Source organism: Paeniglutamicibacter sp. Y32M11 (assembly GCF_019285735.1).
Taxonomy (GTDB): domain Bacteria; phylum Actinomycetota; class Actinomycetes; order Actinomycetales; family Micrococcaceae; genus Paeniglutamicibacter.
Genome location: NZ_CP079107.1, coordinates 1,091,148 through 1,105,901, shown reverse-complemented (window position 1 = coordinate 1,105,901; position 14,754 = coordinate 1,091,148). Strand labels below are relative to the sequence as shown.

Here is a 14,754-nt window from a genome sequence, read left to right as displayed (position 1 = left end):
ATAGCCGATGTCAAACGTTCCAAAACGTTTTGGAATTTATGTCACATTTGTTGGCAAAACGTTTTGGTAGTCGGTTACGGTAGTCTCCGGTCACTCGAAGTGATGCACGTTCTCTCCCCCAAATTTTTGCGACGACGCAGAGGCTCTGCCGTCCAGCGGTGGAGTTTCTGCACTCATCCTCCGAAAGACCCATGTTCATGCCAAGACGCCGATTCCCTTTGTCGTACTTCGCCGTAGTCCTGATCTGTGTTCTGGTTCTCGCTGCGATCACCTCCTTGGTGCTAATGCGACCCGCAACCGAAACACCCGCGGCCACGTCGACGTCCACGCATCCTACGACGGACAACGAAAAATTTCAGCGGCCACAGGATTGGTCGCCATATCGTCCTGCGACGCACATAACTCCGGCGAACAACTGGATGAACGATCCACAGCGCCCGTTTTTCCTCAATGGGCTGTGGCACTTTTACTACCTCTACAACGCCGACTACCCGGATGGAAACGGCACCGCTTGGTTCCACGTCACCTCCACCGACATGGTGCATTGGAAAGACGAAGGCGTTGCCATCGAGAAGTACACCAACGGTCTTGGAGACATCTGGACCGGCAGCGCGGTCGTTGACACGCAGAACACCGCCGGATTTGGCAAGGATGCAGTAGTTTCCCTCGTCACCCAGCAAGTAGATGGCGTCCAACGGCAGTCGCTGTTTTACTCGACGGACGGTGGCTACTCGTTCACTTCCTATAAGGGAAACCCGGTCATGGACAACCCCGGCCTAGAGGCCTGGCGTGATCCGAAGATCGTTTGGGACGAAAAACGCTCCCAATGGCTCATGCTGTTGGCCGAGGGTAACAAGGTAGGTTTTTACACTTCCCCAAATTTGAAGTCCTGGACCTATCAGTCGGGATTTGAGCGTAATGACCTAGGTGTCATTGAGTGCCCCGACCTGTTCGAGATGACAGTCGACGGCGACCCGGAGCGAACAACCTGGGTGCTAGGAATCAGCGCCAACGGCGAAAGCGCCGGACGTACCACCGGCTACACCTACTGGACCGGATCATGGGACGGAAAGAACTTTGTCCCGGAACAAGATGACCCCCGCTGGCTTGATGCCGGAGCTGATTTCTACGCGGCAGTCACCTGGGATGACCCGAATGCCGAAAATCCACTGGCGCAGCGCTATGCGATCGGCTGGATGAACAACTGGGCGTACGCCGGAGAGCTACCAAAAGAGGACTGGTCCGGTGGCACCATGTCCACCGTGCGCCAGCTTTCGTTGCGTACCGTTGACGGGCAGCCACAGCTGAACTCACAACCCATCAACGCCATCACTGAGCTCGAAGGTCAGCAGCAACAGACCGAGGCCCAGCAACTGGAGCAGAACAACCCGGTCAGCCTCCCGCGACCCACCACTGATGCCTATCGGTTACGACTGAGCATGGCCCCGGATGCGAAACATCCAGCCAAGGAAACACTCGTGAAGCTGGAGGATCCTGCTGGATCTTTCATCACGCTCGGCTACAACGTCGGCAACCAGACTTTGTCCTTGGCCCGTGATTCCGACAAGATCGCTGGCCAGATGCCGGACGCCTACCGCCAAATCCGCAGCGAAAAGGTTCCTCTCCGCGATGGCCGGCTGAACCTGGATGTGGTTGTTGATACGACGTCGGTGGAGATCTTTGCCCAAGATGGTGAGGCAGCACTAAGTTCAATATCTGTGCTCTCCCCGGGACAACACGAGCTCAGCATCGAATCCCTTGGCGGCGATACGCAGTTACTCTCGGCCACCCTCAATCCACTGGCAGTGACCGCCCCAACCCGCTAAAAAAAGTTAGCTCAAGGGTGGCGCAACCGAGCCGCGCTGGATCAGCGGACAAGGGAGCTTTTTCTGAATGGCGTCCGTTGGTTTTGCACCCACCTGCTCAAAGAGCTGGGACACCGCCCAGCGCCCCATCTCATAATGAGGCAACGCAATGGTCGTTAGTGTCGGCACCAGGGCAAGCGAAATCAGTTGAAGATCATCCACTCCAACAACCGAAACATCGTGCGGGATGGAGAGCCCAAGTTCTCTGGCTGCTTGGTAAACACCCATGGCCGCCTCATCGTTGAAGCAGAAGATCGCGGTGGGGCGGTTGGGTCGATCCAAGAGCAGACGAGCCGCGGCACGCCCACCGGCCGCATCACCGCTGGTCGGAACGATCAGCGATTCATCAACGGTGATTCCGGCTTCCTTCAGCCCCTTTCGATAGCCGCGCTCTCGGCCCCATGCCGCAGGCACTGATTCGGGAATGGTCGTGAAGCCAATCCGGCGATGTCCAAAGCTCGTCAGGTGCCGGGTCGCCTCCAGTCCGATCCCCTCCTCATTCGGAACGATCGAGGAGAAGTGAGAGTCGGACGTTGAGGCATTGGCTAACACCACCGAAACACCATCCAGTTCCTGCGGCACGGTGACCTCTTGGTGGTACATGCGCGCATAGACCAGCCCATCAACCCGATGATCCCGCAGCGTCCGGATGCCCAGCTGCTCCTGCTCCAAGATGGCATGTGAGTCAAGAATCATGAGGACACTTTGGTGTTCGGCGGCGGCATCCTGCGCGCCACTAATCATCTGACCGGCATAGGGAGTCACGGCGATGGTGTCGCTGAGCAGCCCAATCGTGTACGTGCGTGCACTGCGCAGACCTCGAGCTCGTGGGTCCGGAGAATAGCCCAAGCGCTTGGCGGCATCCAATACTCGCACTCGCGTCTCGGCGTTAATAGCACGGGCCCCGCTGAGGGCGTGGGACACCGTGGTTGTCGAAACACCCGCTGCCGCCGCAACATCACGAATCCCCACGCGGGCGGTTGCTCCGTCCTTATTGACCATGGTTCATTATATTCAGCTGGGGTGCCCATTCATGGAATCCGTAGCTCGTCTGCCCCTCCTCCGAGGAGACCCCGCACCGGTCAAAAAGAACAGCGGCCTCGTCCCACTCCCCTATCGGGGCGGTGGGACGAGGCCGCATTAATACGGTTGAGGTCAGCCGAAAAGATTCACCGGTTTCACGATGTCGGCGTAGATGAGCACCGCACCCATCAGCATCATGGCCACCGCCACCACATAGGTCAGCGGCAGCATCTTGGCGATATCCACCGGCCCGGGATCCGGGCGGCGGAAAAGCTTGGCAAAGAAACGCCGCACCGATTCAAAGAGCGCACCGATGATGTGTCCGCCGTCGAGGGGCAGCAGCGGGATCAGGTTGAAAACGAACAGGGCAATGTTCAGCCCGCCGATCAGCGAGATCAGGCTGGCGGCCTTATCGTTGATGCCGATCAGGTCCGTGGCGCTGATTTCTCCAGCAATGCGGCCCACGCCCACCACGGAGATGGGGCCATTGGGATCACGTGGTTCATCGGAGAAGGCAGCCTTGGCCACCTGGGCAACACGTGCCGGAAGATCAAGCACCACCGCTGCCACACCGGAGATCTGCGTTCCCACGGCGGGTAGGACATCTGCCACCGAGCCCTTGACGTTTTTCACGCTCGAACCCATGCCGATGAAGCCAACATCAACGGTTTGTGTTTTGCCCTGCGCGTCGGTCACCGCCATGCCGTTTGCGTCAATCATCGGGCGTTCGGTCTTGTACGGGGTGATCGTGGTCGAATGCTCAACACCATCACGCATGTAGGTCAGCGGAACGGCAGTACCGGCCTGGGAGCGAATCGCCTGAGTCAGCTCGACCCACGCGGTGTCTGACACCGGAGCACCATCAAAGGTGGTGATGGTATCGCCCGGGCGCAACCCGGCGGCGTAGGCCGGACCCGGCGCATCGGTAGGCAGGCAGCCGTTGTTCACCGAGGCATCACGCGTGGATTCCTCACCGAGCGGCACCACACACTGGTACACCTCGGACACGGTGGTGGTCTGGGCGGGGGCTCCGAACCCGACGGTGACAATGCCGATCATCACCACGCCAATGAGCAGGTTCATCACCGGGCCGCCAAGCATGATGATGATGCGCTTGTAGACCGGAAGCTTGTAGAACAGCCGGTCATCATCACCCGGCTGCAGCTGCTCGGCGGCAGCATGCCTGGCCTCGTCGGCCATCTGCTGGAACATGCCGGTGGAGGACTTGCGCAAGATCGGGGCATCGGTGGCCCCCACGTCACCCTTGTTCTTGGCCGGCGGGTACATCCCGATCATGGAGATGTAGCCACCCAACGGGATGGCCTTAAAGCCGTATTCGGTCTCTCCACGCTTAAAGGAGAAGATCGTTTTGCCAAAGCCAATCATGTATTGGGGCACACGCACGCCGAAGCGCTTGGCCGGGAGAAGGTGCCCGACCTCGTGTAGGCCGATGGAAAATCCAACGGCAACCACCATGATTAAGACACCGAGGATGAAAAGTAGAACGCTCACAGTGATTCCAAACGCTTGGCGGCGGTGTTTCGTGCCCACGACTCTGCGGCCAAGACCGCATCCAGATCTAGGGTCCCGGATTCCGGGGCGTAATCCTGCAGGACCGACTCGATGGTTTCCACGATGTCGGTGAAGCAAATGCGCCCGGCATGGAATCCGTGCACCGCCTCCTCATTCACCGCGTTGTAGACGGCCATGTGGGTGGGCGAGGCTGCGGAGGCGGCCTTGGCCAGCTTGATCGCACCGAAGGCTTCCTCATCCAACGGCTCAAACGTCCAGGACGCGGCCGTGGACCAATCGCAGGCGGTGGCGGAGCCGGGCACCCGGTGCGGCCAGCCGATGCCCAGTGCGATGGGCAGCGCCATGTCCGGCGGCGAGGCCTGGGCGATGGTGGAGCCGTCGATGAACTCCACCATGGAGTGCACGATGGATTGCGGATGCACCACTGCCTCGATGCGTTCTAGAGGAACATCAAAGAGCAGGTGCGCCTCGATGACTTCAAGGGCCTTATTAACCATGGTGGCCGAGTTCGTGGTGATGACCTTACCCATGGCCCAGGTGGGGTGGGCCAGTGCCTGGGCGGGGGTGACGGAGCGCAATTGCTCGTAGTTCAAGCCGCGGAAGGGGCCACCGGAGGCCGTGACAATGAGTTTGTGCACCTCATCGGGGGTGCCCGAGCGCAGCGCCTGAGCGATGGCCGAGTGTTCGGAGTCCACCGGGACCAGCTGACCGGGGGCCGCTGCCTGTTTGACCAGGGCACCACCGACGATCAATGATTCCTTATTGGCCAGCGCCAACAGGTGACCGGCCTTCAGCGCCGCCAGGGTGGGTGCCAAACCGATGGACCCGGTGATGCCGTTGAGCACCACGTCGGCGTCCGGATACGCGGCGATCTGGGTTGCCGCATCCGCTCCGGCAAAAAGTATGGGGGCATATCCGTGTTTGCCTGCGGCGGTCGCTGCCGCCTTGATGGCCGCGTCAAGAGCCGCCAGATCCGGGTTGGCACTGCCGACCGCGGCAGCGGAGGTGGCCACGGCCTGGCTGGCCAAAAGTTCAAGGTTGTACCCGGCGGAGAGAGCTGCCACGGCAAATAGTTGTGGCGCGTTGGCTATCACGTCAAGTGCTTGGGTTCCAATGGACCCGGTGGACCCGATCAGGGTGATGCGGCGGATGGAGCCGGGCACCGGTGGGACGAAGTCGATGGCCGGGGCCCGCATGGAGAGCTGATCGTTGTTCACCTTCCCCATTATGTCCGCTATAGCTGTGCCAACCCAATGAGCGAGCCCACGGCACGCTGGAACGTCTACCGCGCGTAAACGGCTCCGGCCACCGCTTTCCCCCAAAAGTAGCGGGGAAAGCGGTGGCCGGAGCGGGGTTTGCGGTGACGTCCTAATTGCGTGGTCGACCACCACGGTGCGCACCGTGGTGCACCTCGTGATCCTTCACGGTGCCCTCTTTACCGGTGGCGGTCTCGGTCGAACCTGTCGGCACACTCTGTGTCTCGGCTTCCTCCGGAACGCTTTCGGCGAGCTCCTCGATACCGGCAGCGGCCTTCGGGAACAGCCGGCGCAGCAGCTTCGCAATCAGTGGCCAGAGCAGGACCAGGGCAATGATCACGTAAGCGACCACGGCCACTGGTTCACTGAACAGGCCCGCCGGATCCCCCGAGCTCAGCTGCAGGGATTTGCGCAATTGCGCCTCGGCCCGCGGGCCAAGGATGACCCCAATGATCAGCGGCAGCACCGGAATGCCAAAGCGACGCATCGCGAAGCCCAGCACACCCAACACCAGCAGCACCATCAAGTCGAAGGCCTGCAGGTTGACCGAGTAGGCGCCCAGCGTGGCGAAGAACAAGATGCCCGCGTATAGGTAGGGCCGTGGTAGCTGTAGCAGCTTGGCCCAGAGCGGTGCCATGGGAAGGTTGATCAGCAGCAACAGGGCGTTACCGATGAATAGGCTGGCGATCAACGCCCACACCAGCTTCGGTTCTTCCTCAAAGAGCAACGGGCCCGGCTGGATGCCGAACTGCATCAGCGCCAGGAGCATGACCGCGGCGGTGGCGTTGGTTGGCAGGCCAAGGGCCAGCATCGGGGTCAGCGTTCCGGCGGCGGCGGCGTTGTTGGCAGCCTCCGGCCCAGCGACACCCTCGATGGCGCCATGACCGAACTCCTCCGGGTGCTTAGACAGCTTCTTCTCGGTGACATAGGACAGGAACGTGGGGATCTCCGCACCACCGGCGGGCAGGGCACCAAAGGGGAACCCAAATGCCGTACCGCGCAGCCACGGCTTCCATGAGCGCTTCCAGTCGGACTTGCCCATCCAGGGGCGGCCGACCGGAATCGTATGGCTCGTGGTCTTGCGTAGGTGCGCGGCGATCCACAAGGCCTCACCGATGGCGAAGATCGCCACGGCAACCACCACGATATCCAGCCCGTCCGCCAGCAGCGGCTGGCCAAAGATCAACCGGCCCTGTCCGCTGACCGGGTCCATGCCCACCAGACCAATCGCCAGGCCAAGGCCCAGTGCGGCAAAGCCGCGCAGCTTGGAGGATCCCAGGACCGCGGTGACAGCAACCAGCGCCAGCAGCATGATCGCCAGGTAGCTGGGGTTGCCCAAGGACACCGCGAACTTGACCACCCATGGTGCGATGGTCGCCAACAGCGCGGTACCGATGGTGCCGGCGACAAACGAACCGATGGCCGCGGTCGCCAGAGCCTGCGCCGCGCGCCCTGCCTTAGCCATCTTGTGGCCCTCGATGGCGGTGATCACCGTGGATGACTCGCCGGGGGTGTTCAGCAGGATCGATGTCGTCGAGCCACCGTACATGCCGCCGTAGTAAATTCCGGCGAACATGATCATGGCCGCCGTGGGTTCCATCCCGTAGGTCACCGGCAGCAGCAGCGCGATGGCCATGGCCGGGCCAATGCCCGGCAGCACGCCCACGGCGGTTCCCAGCAACACGCCCAGCACGGCAAAGAGCAGGTTGATGGGGGTTGCCGCTGTGGCGAACCCCTGCATCAGCATGTTAAATGTTTCCACTTAGAGCACTCCCTTAAGCAGTCCGACCGGCAGGTGGATGCCCAGCCCCAGATAGAACCCGTAGAAGGTGCCCACGGCCAGGGCCACGGAAATCAAGGGATCTCGAATGAAATTGCGACCGCCGAGGGCCAACACGCTGCCCCAGAACAGGATGGTGCCGGAAATGACCCAGCCGAGCATGTCGATAAAAAGTATGTTGATGATAAAGACCAGGCCCAGTGGCACCACGACCTTCCAGTCGATGGGCGTGCCGATCTCGATGTCCTCGCCATCCTCGGGTTCCGCCGCTCCCCCACGCAGCACATTGATCGCGAGCAAAACGGCGCAGATGATCAGCAGCGTGGCGACGATGTAGGGAACCGTCTTGGGTCCCAGTCCGTCGGACTGCTGGTAGGGCACCTTCAGACCGATCGCATCAACCAAGACAATGACCCCAACCGCTCCGAGCAGGGCCGCGAAGCCCAGCTCGGAGCGGTCTTTGAGCCATGTGGCTACTGGTTTCATGCCAAGCCGAGGGCGCTCAGGACGTCGGAAACTCGCTTGTCCTGGTCGGTCAGGAAGGTGGAGAACTCGTCGCCGGTGATGAAGGCATCGGTCCAGCCGTTATCACTCAGGGCCTTCTTCCATTCCTCGGTGCCGTGCATCTTCTCCAGCGTGGTGATCCAGCGGGCCTTGGCCTCGTCGGTGATGCCCGGAGGGGCCACGAGTCCGCGCCAGTTGCTGAACTCCAAATCGATGTTCGATTCCATCAGGGTCGGTGCGTCAACACCCTCCAGGCGCTCGGCGCCGGAGGTGGCGAGCACGCGGACGTCACCGGATTCGATCTGCTTGAGGAATTCGCCGGCCCCGGAGGCAGCAAAGCCCAACTTGTTGCCCAAGATGGCGGGCAATAGGTCGCCACCGCCGTCGTAGGAGACGAAGTTGACGTCCTTCGGGTCAATGCCCACGGTCTGGGCCAGCTGCATCGGCAGCAGGTGGTCCGGGCCGCCGGGTGAGGAGCCGCCGCCGACGGCGACCTTGGATGGGTCCTTCTTCCAGGCCGCCACCAGATCATCGATGGTCTTATACGGTGAATCCTTCGACACCATGATGGCACCGGGCTCCTGGATGAGCCGGGCAATGGGGGTGGTGTCGGTCAGTCGGGCGTCGGTCTTGTTGGTGTAACTCGCGCCCACCACTCCCAGGCCCATGAGCATGCCCAGGTCATTGTTGCTCTTTTCGTTGACGAGGCGGGCCAGACCCACGGTGCCACCGGCACCCGCGAGGTTAAAGACCTCAACGGACTTGGCAATATCCGTTTCTTCCATGACCTTGGCGCCAACGCGGGCGGTGGTGTCGTAGCCGCCGCCGGGGCTGTTGGGGACCATGATGCGCAGGCCGGTCACCGGGCCGGATTCGGTCGCGGCGCCGGAGGTGCCGGCGTCGTTGCCGGTCACCCCACAACCGGTGGCGGCGAGCATGATTCCGGCGGCAACTGCTGCCAACCGCAAGATATTGGTGCGTCCCATGTTTCTTCCCAATCTTCAAGAAGCGAGTGAATGATGTGCACCACATTAGGGCGCTACCACCCCGGGGCAATTCTTGTGTTCGCAAAGAAAGTTTTGGTCATTGTGTTCACCGTCACATTCGTTGCTCGGTATCGGTTTCGGTAGAGTTCACGCCGATGGCACATGCGAGATGAGGCGATAGGCGCCGGGTCCGAGGTGGCCTGCGAAAGGACCGCGCGTGTCCAGCCAGAGTCTCACCCCGCGGTTCGGGCGAACCGCCCGATTTAGCCTCGCCGGACAGTTCCTGGGATTGCAATTGTTGATCCTGCTGGCGGTGATGGTGGGGGTGCTGGCCATGTCTCTGGCCCAGGCGACAGCAACATTTGAACGGGTGGAGTCACGCCGAGCCCTCTCCGCGGCCGAAAACCTCGCCTCGATCCCGCTGGTTCGGGCCCTCTTGCCCGAGGCCAAACCACGCTTCGGTTCGGCACTCCCCTCCATCGCCGAATCGGTTCGATCCGTCTCCGGCAGCAGCGAATCCCTCTTGGTCACCGCTCGGGGCATCGTTGTCACTTCCTCGGACCCATCCATGATCGGGCAGCAATTTCCGCTTGGCACCTCCGAGGTAACGCAGGGGCGGGCCTGGACCGGGTCGACCGTGCGAAGCGGCGTGAAGACGCTGGAGGCCCACGTCCCGGTGCTAGATGACGATGGAAAGCTCGTTGGCTTTGCGGCGGTGGGCCGAACCTACCCCTCCCTATTTGAACGACTGCTCGATGCCACCCCCAACTTACTGGTCTATCTCGGAGTTTCCGTGGCTCTGGGTACGCTCGGCTCCCTGCTGCTCTCCCGCCGCGTAAAACGCCAGACCCTAGGCCTGGAACCGGCGGAGATCACCGGTCTGGTGGAACACCGCGAGGCCATCCTGCACGGAATTAAGGAGGGCGTGGTGGCCATCGATCTGCGCGAGCGCATCACCCTGGCCAATGACGCGGCACGCCAGCTGCTGGGCTGGGGCGAGGACTGCGAGGGGCAGAGCCTTCACGAGCTGTCGATTGATGCGGCGCTACGCGAGGTGCTGACCGTGGAGCAGGCGAACGCCGACCGGCTGGTCGTGGTCGGCGAGCGCGTGGTGGTACTTAACCGGCGTCCCATGCAATCCAGGGGCCGGGTGGTCGGATCGGTGACCACACTGCGTGATCGCACCGAGCTCAGTTCCCTGGAGAAGGAATTGGGGGCCACCCGCATGACCACCGAGACCCTGCGTGCCCAGACCCACGAATTTGCCAACCAATTACACACCATCTCCGGGCTGATCCAGCTGGAGGAATATGACGAGGTGCTCTCCTACGTGAACGGGGTGAGCTTCAGCCGTACCCAGTTACTCGATGATGTCACTCACCGAGTGGCAGATCCCACGGTGGCGGCGCTGCTGATCGCCAAGTCGGCGTTGGCCTCGGAGCGGGGTGTGGGGATCGATCTGGATCCGACCTCGCAGCTGGGTCGGGTGGATGAGGCACTCTCCCGGGATCTGACCACGGTGGTCGGCAATCTGGTGGACAATGCCATCGACGCGGTGGCCGGACGCGAGAACGCACGAGTGAGGGTTCGGCTCTCCGAGGAGAACGGCGAGGTGGTGCTCCAGGTCCATGATTCCGGCGAAGGCATCACTGCCGAGAACGTTGCTAAGATCTTCGTGCAGGGCTTCACCACCAAGTCCTCCGCCTCCGCGGCCGGGCGTGGTTTTGGCCTGGCGTTGAGCCGACTGGTGTGTTTACGCCGCGGCGGGTTCATCACCGTGGCCAACAAGGAAGGTGCCCTCTTCACGGCACGTCTGGGGAAAAAGGTGCAGTCATGATCACGGTGCTCATCGTCGACGATGACTTTATGGTCGCGCGGATTCACTCCGGATTTGTGGCGCAGATGCCCGGATTTGAGGTTGTTGGGGTCGCCCGCACCGGGGCTCAGGCGCTGGAGCAGGCGCTGCGTCTCCGTCCGGACCTGGTTCTGCTGGACATCCATCTGCCCGATATCTACGGGTTGGATTTACTGGGCCAATTGCGCGCCGCGGTGCCAGATCTTGACGTTTTGGTGATCAGTGCTGCCCGCGAGGCCGATACGGTGCGCCGGGCGCTGCGTGGCGGGATCGTGCATTACCTGATGAAGCCGTTCACCGCCCAGGACCTACACCAGCGGCTGGAACACTACCGCAGCACGTATCGGTCCCTCGGCTCCTCGGACACCGCCGAACAGTCCGATGTTGATGCGGTGTTCTCCATGGCCGGTTCCGATAAACCCCTACCCAAGGGCTGTGGTGCTGAAACCATGGAACGCGTTCAGGCCACCTTGCGCCTGGCCGGGGCGGATTTCTCCGCCTTGGAGGTCGGTGAATTGTTGGGCCTCTCGCGGGTCAGTGCACGGCGCTACCTGGAGTACCTGCACGAAACAGGGGCGGTACAGGTGGATCTGCGTTATGGCGGTGGACGTCCGGAGCGGCGCTACCGGTGGATCCCGACGCGCACCACTGGGCTCTAGAGCCAGTCGTCCACCGCATCCGGAGCGTTCTCCTGCTGGCGCAGGTGCTCCTCACGGGTGAACATCAAGCAGACCCGGGTGGCTTCGGCGACCGTCACTCCGTCCTGGTTCTTACCCACGTGGATAAACGTCGCCACCCCGAGCCCCGGTTTGGAGCTGGAGGGGCGCAGGTCCGCGATGCGGGTCTGGGTGTAGAGCGTATCCCCCGGGAAGAGTGGATGCGGGAAGCGCACATCGGTCAGGCCCAATTGACCCAGCAACGTCCCCTGCGTCAGTTGGGAGACCGACTGCCCCACCATGGTGGCCAGGGTGAACATCGAGTTCATGACCCGGCGGCCGAAGGGCTGCGTGGCGGCGAAGGCCGCGTCGAGGTGCAGTGCCTGGGTATTCATGCTCAGCGTGGTGAAGAGGACGTTGTCGGCCTCGGTCATGGTGCGCCCGGGTGAATGAACGTACAGCGCCCCGGCATCCAATTCCTCGAAGTACAGTCCCCGCTGGTGGATCTCGCGTACATCCTCATTCTCAGCCATCGTCATTACACACCCCTATATCGTCGTCTGATCCACCGGCCCGCCCTACGCGCTCTCGTACCTGGCCTGCGGCTATGGGCGGGCGCCGGATCCGGATGGTCCCTGTGCTTCGTATCCTACAAACTTTTTGCTTTGTGTGGGTCGGCTCCGCTCGGGAGTCCTAGAACCTTGAGGTCCTAGAGTCCCAGCGAGCGGGCGATCAGCAGCAGCTGCACCTCGGTGGTCCCCTCACCGATTTCCAGGATCTTAGAATCCCGGTAGTGCCGTGCCACCAATGATTCGTTCATGAATCCGTATCCACCAAAGATCTGCGTAGCGTCCCGGGCATTGTCCATCGCTGCCTCGCCGGCAACCAGCTTGGCGATGGCCGCCTCGGTCTTGAAGTCCTGACCTGCCAGCATCTTGGCGGCCGCTGCGTAATAGGCCAGCCGCGAGGTGTGCACGCGGGCTGCCATGCGGGCGATCTTGAACGAGATTCCTTGGTTGCTCCCGATCGCGGTGCCAAAGGTGGTGCGTGTCTTGGCGTAGGCGGTGGCCTCGTCGAGGCAGCCCTGGGCGGCACCCGTGCCGAGAGCGGCAATGGCGATGCGGCCCTCATCGAGGATGGACAGGAAGTTGGCGTAACCCCGTCCTTGCTCACCCAGCAGGTTCTCTTGCGGCACCACGGCGTTGGTGAAACGCAGCGGGTGGGTATCGGAGGCTCGCCAGCCGACCTTGTCGTAGGCCGGGTCAACGCTGTAACCCGGGGTGTCGCGCGGCACTAGGATGGTGGATATTTCCTTGGCGGTGCTCCCGTCGGCCCGGGTGCTGATACCGGTGACCGCGGTGAGAGTCACCAATGTGGAGATGTCGGTGCCCGAGTTGGTGATGAACTCCTTGGAACCGTTGATTACCCACGAACCATCCTGAAGCTTCGCGGTGGTGGCGGTTCCTCCGGCGTCGGACCCTGCACCCGATTCGGTCAGCCCGAATCCGGCCAGCTCCTCCCCGGCGCATAGGGCGGGAAGCCAGCGTTCCTTTTGGGCCTGGGTGCCGAAGCGGTGGATCGGCATGGCGCCCAAGCTGACACCGGCTTCCAGGGTGATGGCCACGGATTGATCCACCCGGGCTAGTTCCTCAATGGCCAGCGACAGCGCAAAGTAGTCCCCACCCATGCCGCCGAATTCTTCACCGAAGGGCAACCCAAACAGGCCCAGCTGCCCCATCTGGGAGACCACGTCGTAGGGGAAGGAATGGGCGGCATCGTGTTTGGCCGAAACCGGGGCCACCACCTCACGGGCAAATTCCCGAACCGTGCTGCGCAGTTCTCGGTAGTCCTCGTCGAGTTCCAGATTGATCATGATCCGCGTGCTGCCCTTTCGCTGGTACTCGGCGGCGGGTGGCCGCCGAGCATTTCTAGCCCGGGTGGTGTTGACCCGGTGCCTGCCGATGGGTCCGGAAGCCAAGTTGTCGCATTCGCGGACCGCTTGGGCTTTACCCGGTGACCACGTATTGTTAGTGATCATTAACTGAGTTCGAGGCTAGTGGCGCGCGGCACACTTGTCTAGGGGCTAAACGGCACCAAAGCAGAGCCTGCAGTGAACGATTAATGAACGACGGCAAACAAGGAACGGTGAAGGGTGAACGAGAATCTCAAGGACCCTGCAGCGACCGACCGCGAACGCGCCAAGGCGCAACGACGTGAAGACCTTCTAACCGAGGCCACCCGGCTCTTTGCCATCCATGGTTACGCCGGTGTTTCCCTAGAAGACCTGGGAGCCGCCTGCGGCATCAGCGGGCCGGCGGTGTACCGACATTTCTCCGGCAAATCAGCGGTGCTGATCGCGCTGTTGGTGGGCATGAGTCAGGACTTGCTGGACGGTGGGCGAAAAGTTGCCGCCTCGGGCGGCACCGCCGAGCAGACACTTTCACGGCTCATCGCCTTTCACACCGATTTTGCGCTGGCTAGGCCCGATATTATTCAGGTGCAGGACCGAAACCTCGAGACACTGCCTGCGGCCGAGCTGCAATTGGTACGTAAACTCCAGCGTGCCTACATCGCGCTCTGGACGGATCAATTGCGCCTGATTCACCCCGAGGAAACCACTGCCGTAATTCGTTTTCGGGCCCACGCAGCATTCGGCCTGCTTAATTCAACCGCCCATTCCGCGCACTCGCCACGCACTTCGAAAGCGGGGTTGCGTAAGCTGCTGAACCAGATGGCCGCATCAGCCCTCTTTACGCAGGTACGCTAGAGCGTAGATGATTCCTATGAGAGAGGCAGTGACCGTGCAGCTACGGCCTTTGCAGCCCGAAGACCTGGACCAGTTCTTCGAACACCAGCAGGACCCCGAAGCCAACCTAATGGCTGCCTTCACCGCGCGGAACCCTGCGGACCGCGGCGTTTTTAACCACCACTGGGGTGCCATCCTCAATGACCCCAAGGTCATTGTGCGCACCATCGAGCACGACGGCGAAGTCGCTGGCTCGATCTTGGTCTTTGAAAACGAGTCCATCCCGGAGATCAGCTTCTGGACGGCCAGCCGCTACTGGGGTCAGGGCATCACCACCTCTGCCGTGGATGCCTTCCTGGCCGAGTACACGGCCCGCCCGCTGCGCGCGCGGGTACCACAGGACAACATCGGTTCCATCAAGATTCTGGAACGTCGTGGCTTCACGGTCATTGCGGAATCGGCCGATTTCTCCAACGCTCGCGCCGCCGTGGTGAAGGAATTCATCATGGAGCTGGCCAAGTAGTTTTCACGTCTCGGTATGACCGGGGCA

At 61.9% G+C, this 14,754-nt stretch carries 13 protein-coding genes; 5 read left to right on the top strand and 8 right to left on the bottom strand.

From position 1 onward, the window contains the following. Positions 1–419 precede the first annotated feature (419 nt). A complete protein-coding gene (locus KUF55_RS04880; protein WP_255557321.1) occupies positions 420–1,826 on the top strand; it encodes a glycoside hydrolase family 32 protein in 1,407 nt (468 codons plus the stop codon). Positions 1,827–1,832: 6 nt separating this feature from the next. Here the strand turns inward: KUF55_RS04880 and KUF55_RS04875 are convergent, their stop codons facing one another. From KUF55_RS04875 to KUF55_RS04850, 6 genes are all read right to left on the bottom strand, one after another. Continuing rightward, positions 1,833–2,867 carry a LacI family DNA-binding transcriptional regulator gene (locus KUF55_RS04875; protein ID WP_218818155.1) on the bottom strand — a complete coding sequence of 345 codons (1,035 nt, stop codon included), beginning with the start codon at positions 2,865–2,867 and terminating at the stop codon, positions 1,833–1,835. A gap of 153 nt (positions 2,868–3,020) precedes the next feature. Continuing rightward, positions 3,021–4,400 (bottom strand): RIP metalloprotease, encoded by a 1,380-nt coding sequence (locus tag KUF55_RS04870; protein WP_255557320.1) that lies wholly within the window; start codon positions 4,398–4,400, stop codon positions 3,021–3,023. Continuing rightward, positions 4,397–5,617, bottom strand: coding sequence for a 1-deoxy-D-xylulose-5-phosphate reductoisomerase (gene dxr / locus KUF55_RS04865; protein WP_218818698.1), 1,221 nt, complete (start codon positions 5,615–5,617; stop codon positions 4,397–4,399). Before dxr ends, KUF55_RS04870 begins: the two co-directional genes overlap by 4 nt. 172 nt (positions 5,618–5,789) lie before the next feature. After that, positions 5,790–7,424 carry a tripartite tricarboxylate transporter permease gene (locus tag KUF55_RS04860; RefSeq protein ID WP_370630983.1) on the bottom strand — a complete coding sequence of 545 codons (1,635 nt, stop codon included), beginning with the start codon at positions 7,422–7,424 and terminating at the stop codon, positions 5,790–5,792. 15 nt (positions 7,425–7,439) lie between these two features. Beyond that, positions 7,440–7,943 (bottom strand): tripartite tricarboxylate transporter TctB family protein, encoded by a 504-nt coding sequence (locus KUF55_RS04855; protein ID WP_132361625.1) that lies wholly within the window; start codon positions 7,941–7,943, stop codon positions 7,440–7,442. Continuing rightward, the gene (locus KUF55_RS04850; RefSeq protein ID WP_218818153.1) at positions 7,940–8,947 is read right to left on the bottom strand and encodes a tripartite tricarboxylate transporter substrate binding protein; all 1,008 of its coding nucleotides are present in this window, start codon (positions 8,945–8,947) and stop codon (positions 7,940–7,942) included. Before KUF55_RS04850 ends, KUF55_RS04855 begins: the two co-directional genes overlap by 4 nt. 316 nt (positions 8,948–9,263) lie before the next feature. Here KUF55_RS04850 and KUF55_RS04845 point away from each other — a divergent pair, with 316 nt between their 5' ends. Next, on the top strand, positions 9,264–10,784 hold the full coding sequence (locus KUF55_RS04845; protein ID WP_218818696.1) for a sensor histidine kinase: 1,521 nt from the start codon (positions 9,264–9,266) through the stop codon (positions 10,782–10,784). Further along, positions 10,781–11,461, top strand: a complete 681-nt coding sequence (locus tag KUF55_RS04840; RefSeq protein ID WP_218818152.1) for a response regulator — start codon at positions 10,781–10,783, stop codon at positions 11,459–11,461. Before KUF55_RS04845 ends, KUF55_RS04840 begins: the two co-directional genes overlap by 4 nt. On the opposite strand, the gene KUF55_RS04835 is transcribed toward KUF55_RS04840, so the two are convergent. Next, positions 11,458–11,991 carry a MaoC family dehydratase gene (locus KUF55_RS04835; RefSeq protein WP_132361631.1) on the bottom strand — a complete coding sequence of 178 codons (534 nt, stop codon included), beginning with the start codon at positions 11,989–11,991 and terminating at the stop codon, positions 11,458–11,460. The two genes, KUF55_RS04840 and KUF55_RS04835, sit on opposite strands and share 4 nt — an antisense overlap. Before the next feature lie 176 nt (positions 11,992–12,167). Next, positions 12,168–13,331 carry an acyl-CoA dehydrogenase family protein gene (locus tag KUF55_RS04830; protein WP_218818695.1) on the bottom strand — a complete coding sequence of 388 codons (1,164 nt, stop codon included), beginning with the start codon at positions 13,329–13,331 and terminating at the stop codon, positions 12,168–12,170. A 279-nt stretch (positions 13,332–13,610) separates the two neighbouring features. Between KUF55_RS04830 and KUF55_RS04825 the strand changes: the two genes are divergently transcribed. Further along, positions 13,611–14,225 (top strand): TetR/AcrR family transcriptional regulator, encoded by a 615-nt coding sequence (locus tag KUF55_RS04825; protein ID WP_218818151.1) that lies wholly within the window; start codon positions 13,611–13,613, stop codon positions 14,223–14,225. Positions 14,226–14,241: 16 nt separating this feature from the next. After that, positions 14,242–14,727, top strand: a complete 486-nt coding sequence (locus KUF55_RS04820; RefSeq protein ID WP_255557317.1) for a GNAT family N-acetyltransferase — start codon at positions 14,242–14,244, stop codon at positions 14,725–14,727. The last annotated feature ends 27 nt before the right edge of the window (positions 14,728–14,754 follow it).

Coding starts and splice junctions, on each gene's coding strand:
- KUF55_RS04880 (WP_255557321.1), top strand. CDS start 420: ATGAACGATCCACAGCGCCCGTTTTTCCTCAATGGGCTGTGGCACTTT.
- KUF55_RS04875 (WP_218818155.1), bottom strand. CDS start 2,867: ATGGTCAATAAGGACGGAGCAACCGCCCGCGTGGGGATTCGTGATGTT.
- dxr (WP_218818698.1), bottom strand. CDS start 5,617: ATGCGGGCCCCGGCCATCGACTTCGTCCCACCGGTGCCCGGCTCCATC.
- KUF55_RS04860 (WP_370630983.1), bottom strand. CDS start 7,424: ATGCTGATGCAGGGGTTCGCCACAGCGGCAACCCCCATCAACCTGCTC.
- KUF55_RS04855 (WP_132361625.1), bottom strand. CDS start 7,943: ATGAAACCAGTAGCCACATGGCTCAAAGACCGCTCCGAGCTGGGCTTC.
- KUF55_RS04850 (WP_218818153.1), bottom strand. CDS start 8,947: ATGGGACGCACCAATATCTTGCGGTTGGCAGCAGTTGCCGCCGGAATC.
- KUF55_RS04845 (WP_218818696.1), top strand. CDS start 9,264: ATGGTGGGGGTGCTGGCCATGTCTCTGGCCCAGGCGACAGCAACATTT.
- KUF55_RS04840 (WP_218818152.1), top strand. CDS start 10,781: ATGATCACGGTGCTCATCGTCGACGATGACTTTATGGTCGCGCGGATT.
- KUF55_RS04835 (WP_132361631.1), bottom strand. CDS start 11,991: ATGGCTGAGAATGAGGATGTACGCGAGATCCACCAGCGGGGACTGTAC.
- KUF55_RS04830 (WP_218818695.1), bottom strand. CDS start 13,331: ATGATCAATCTGGAACTCGACGAGGACTACCGAGAACTGCGCAGCACG.
- KUF55_RS04820 (WP_255557317.1), top strand. CDS start 14,242: ATGAGAGAGGCAGTGACCGTGCAGCTACGGCCTTTGCAGCCCGAAGAC.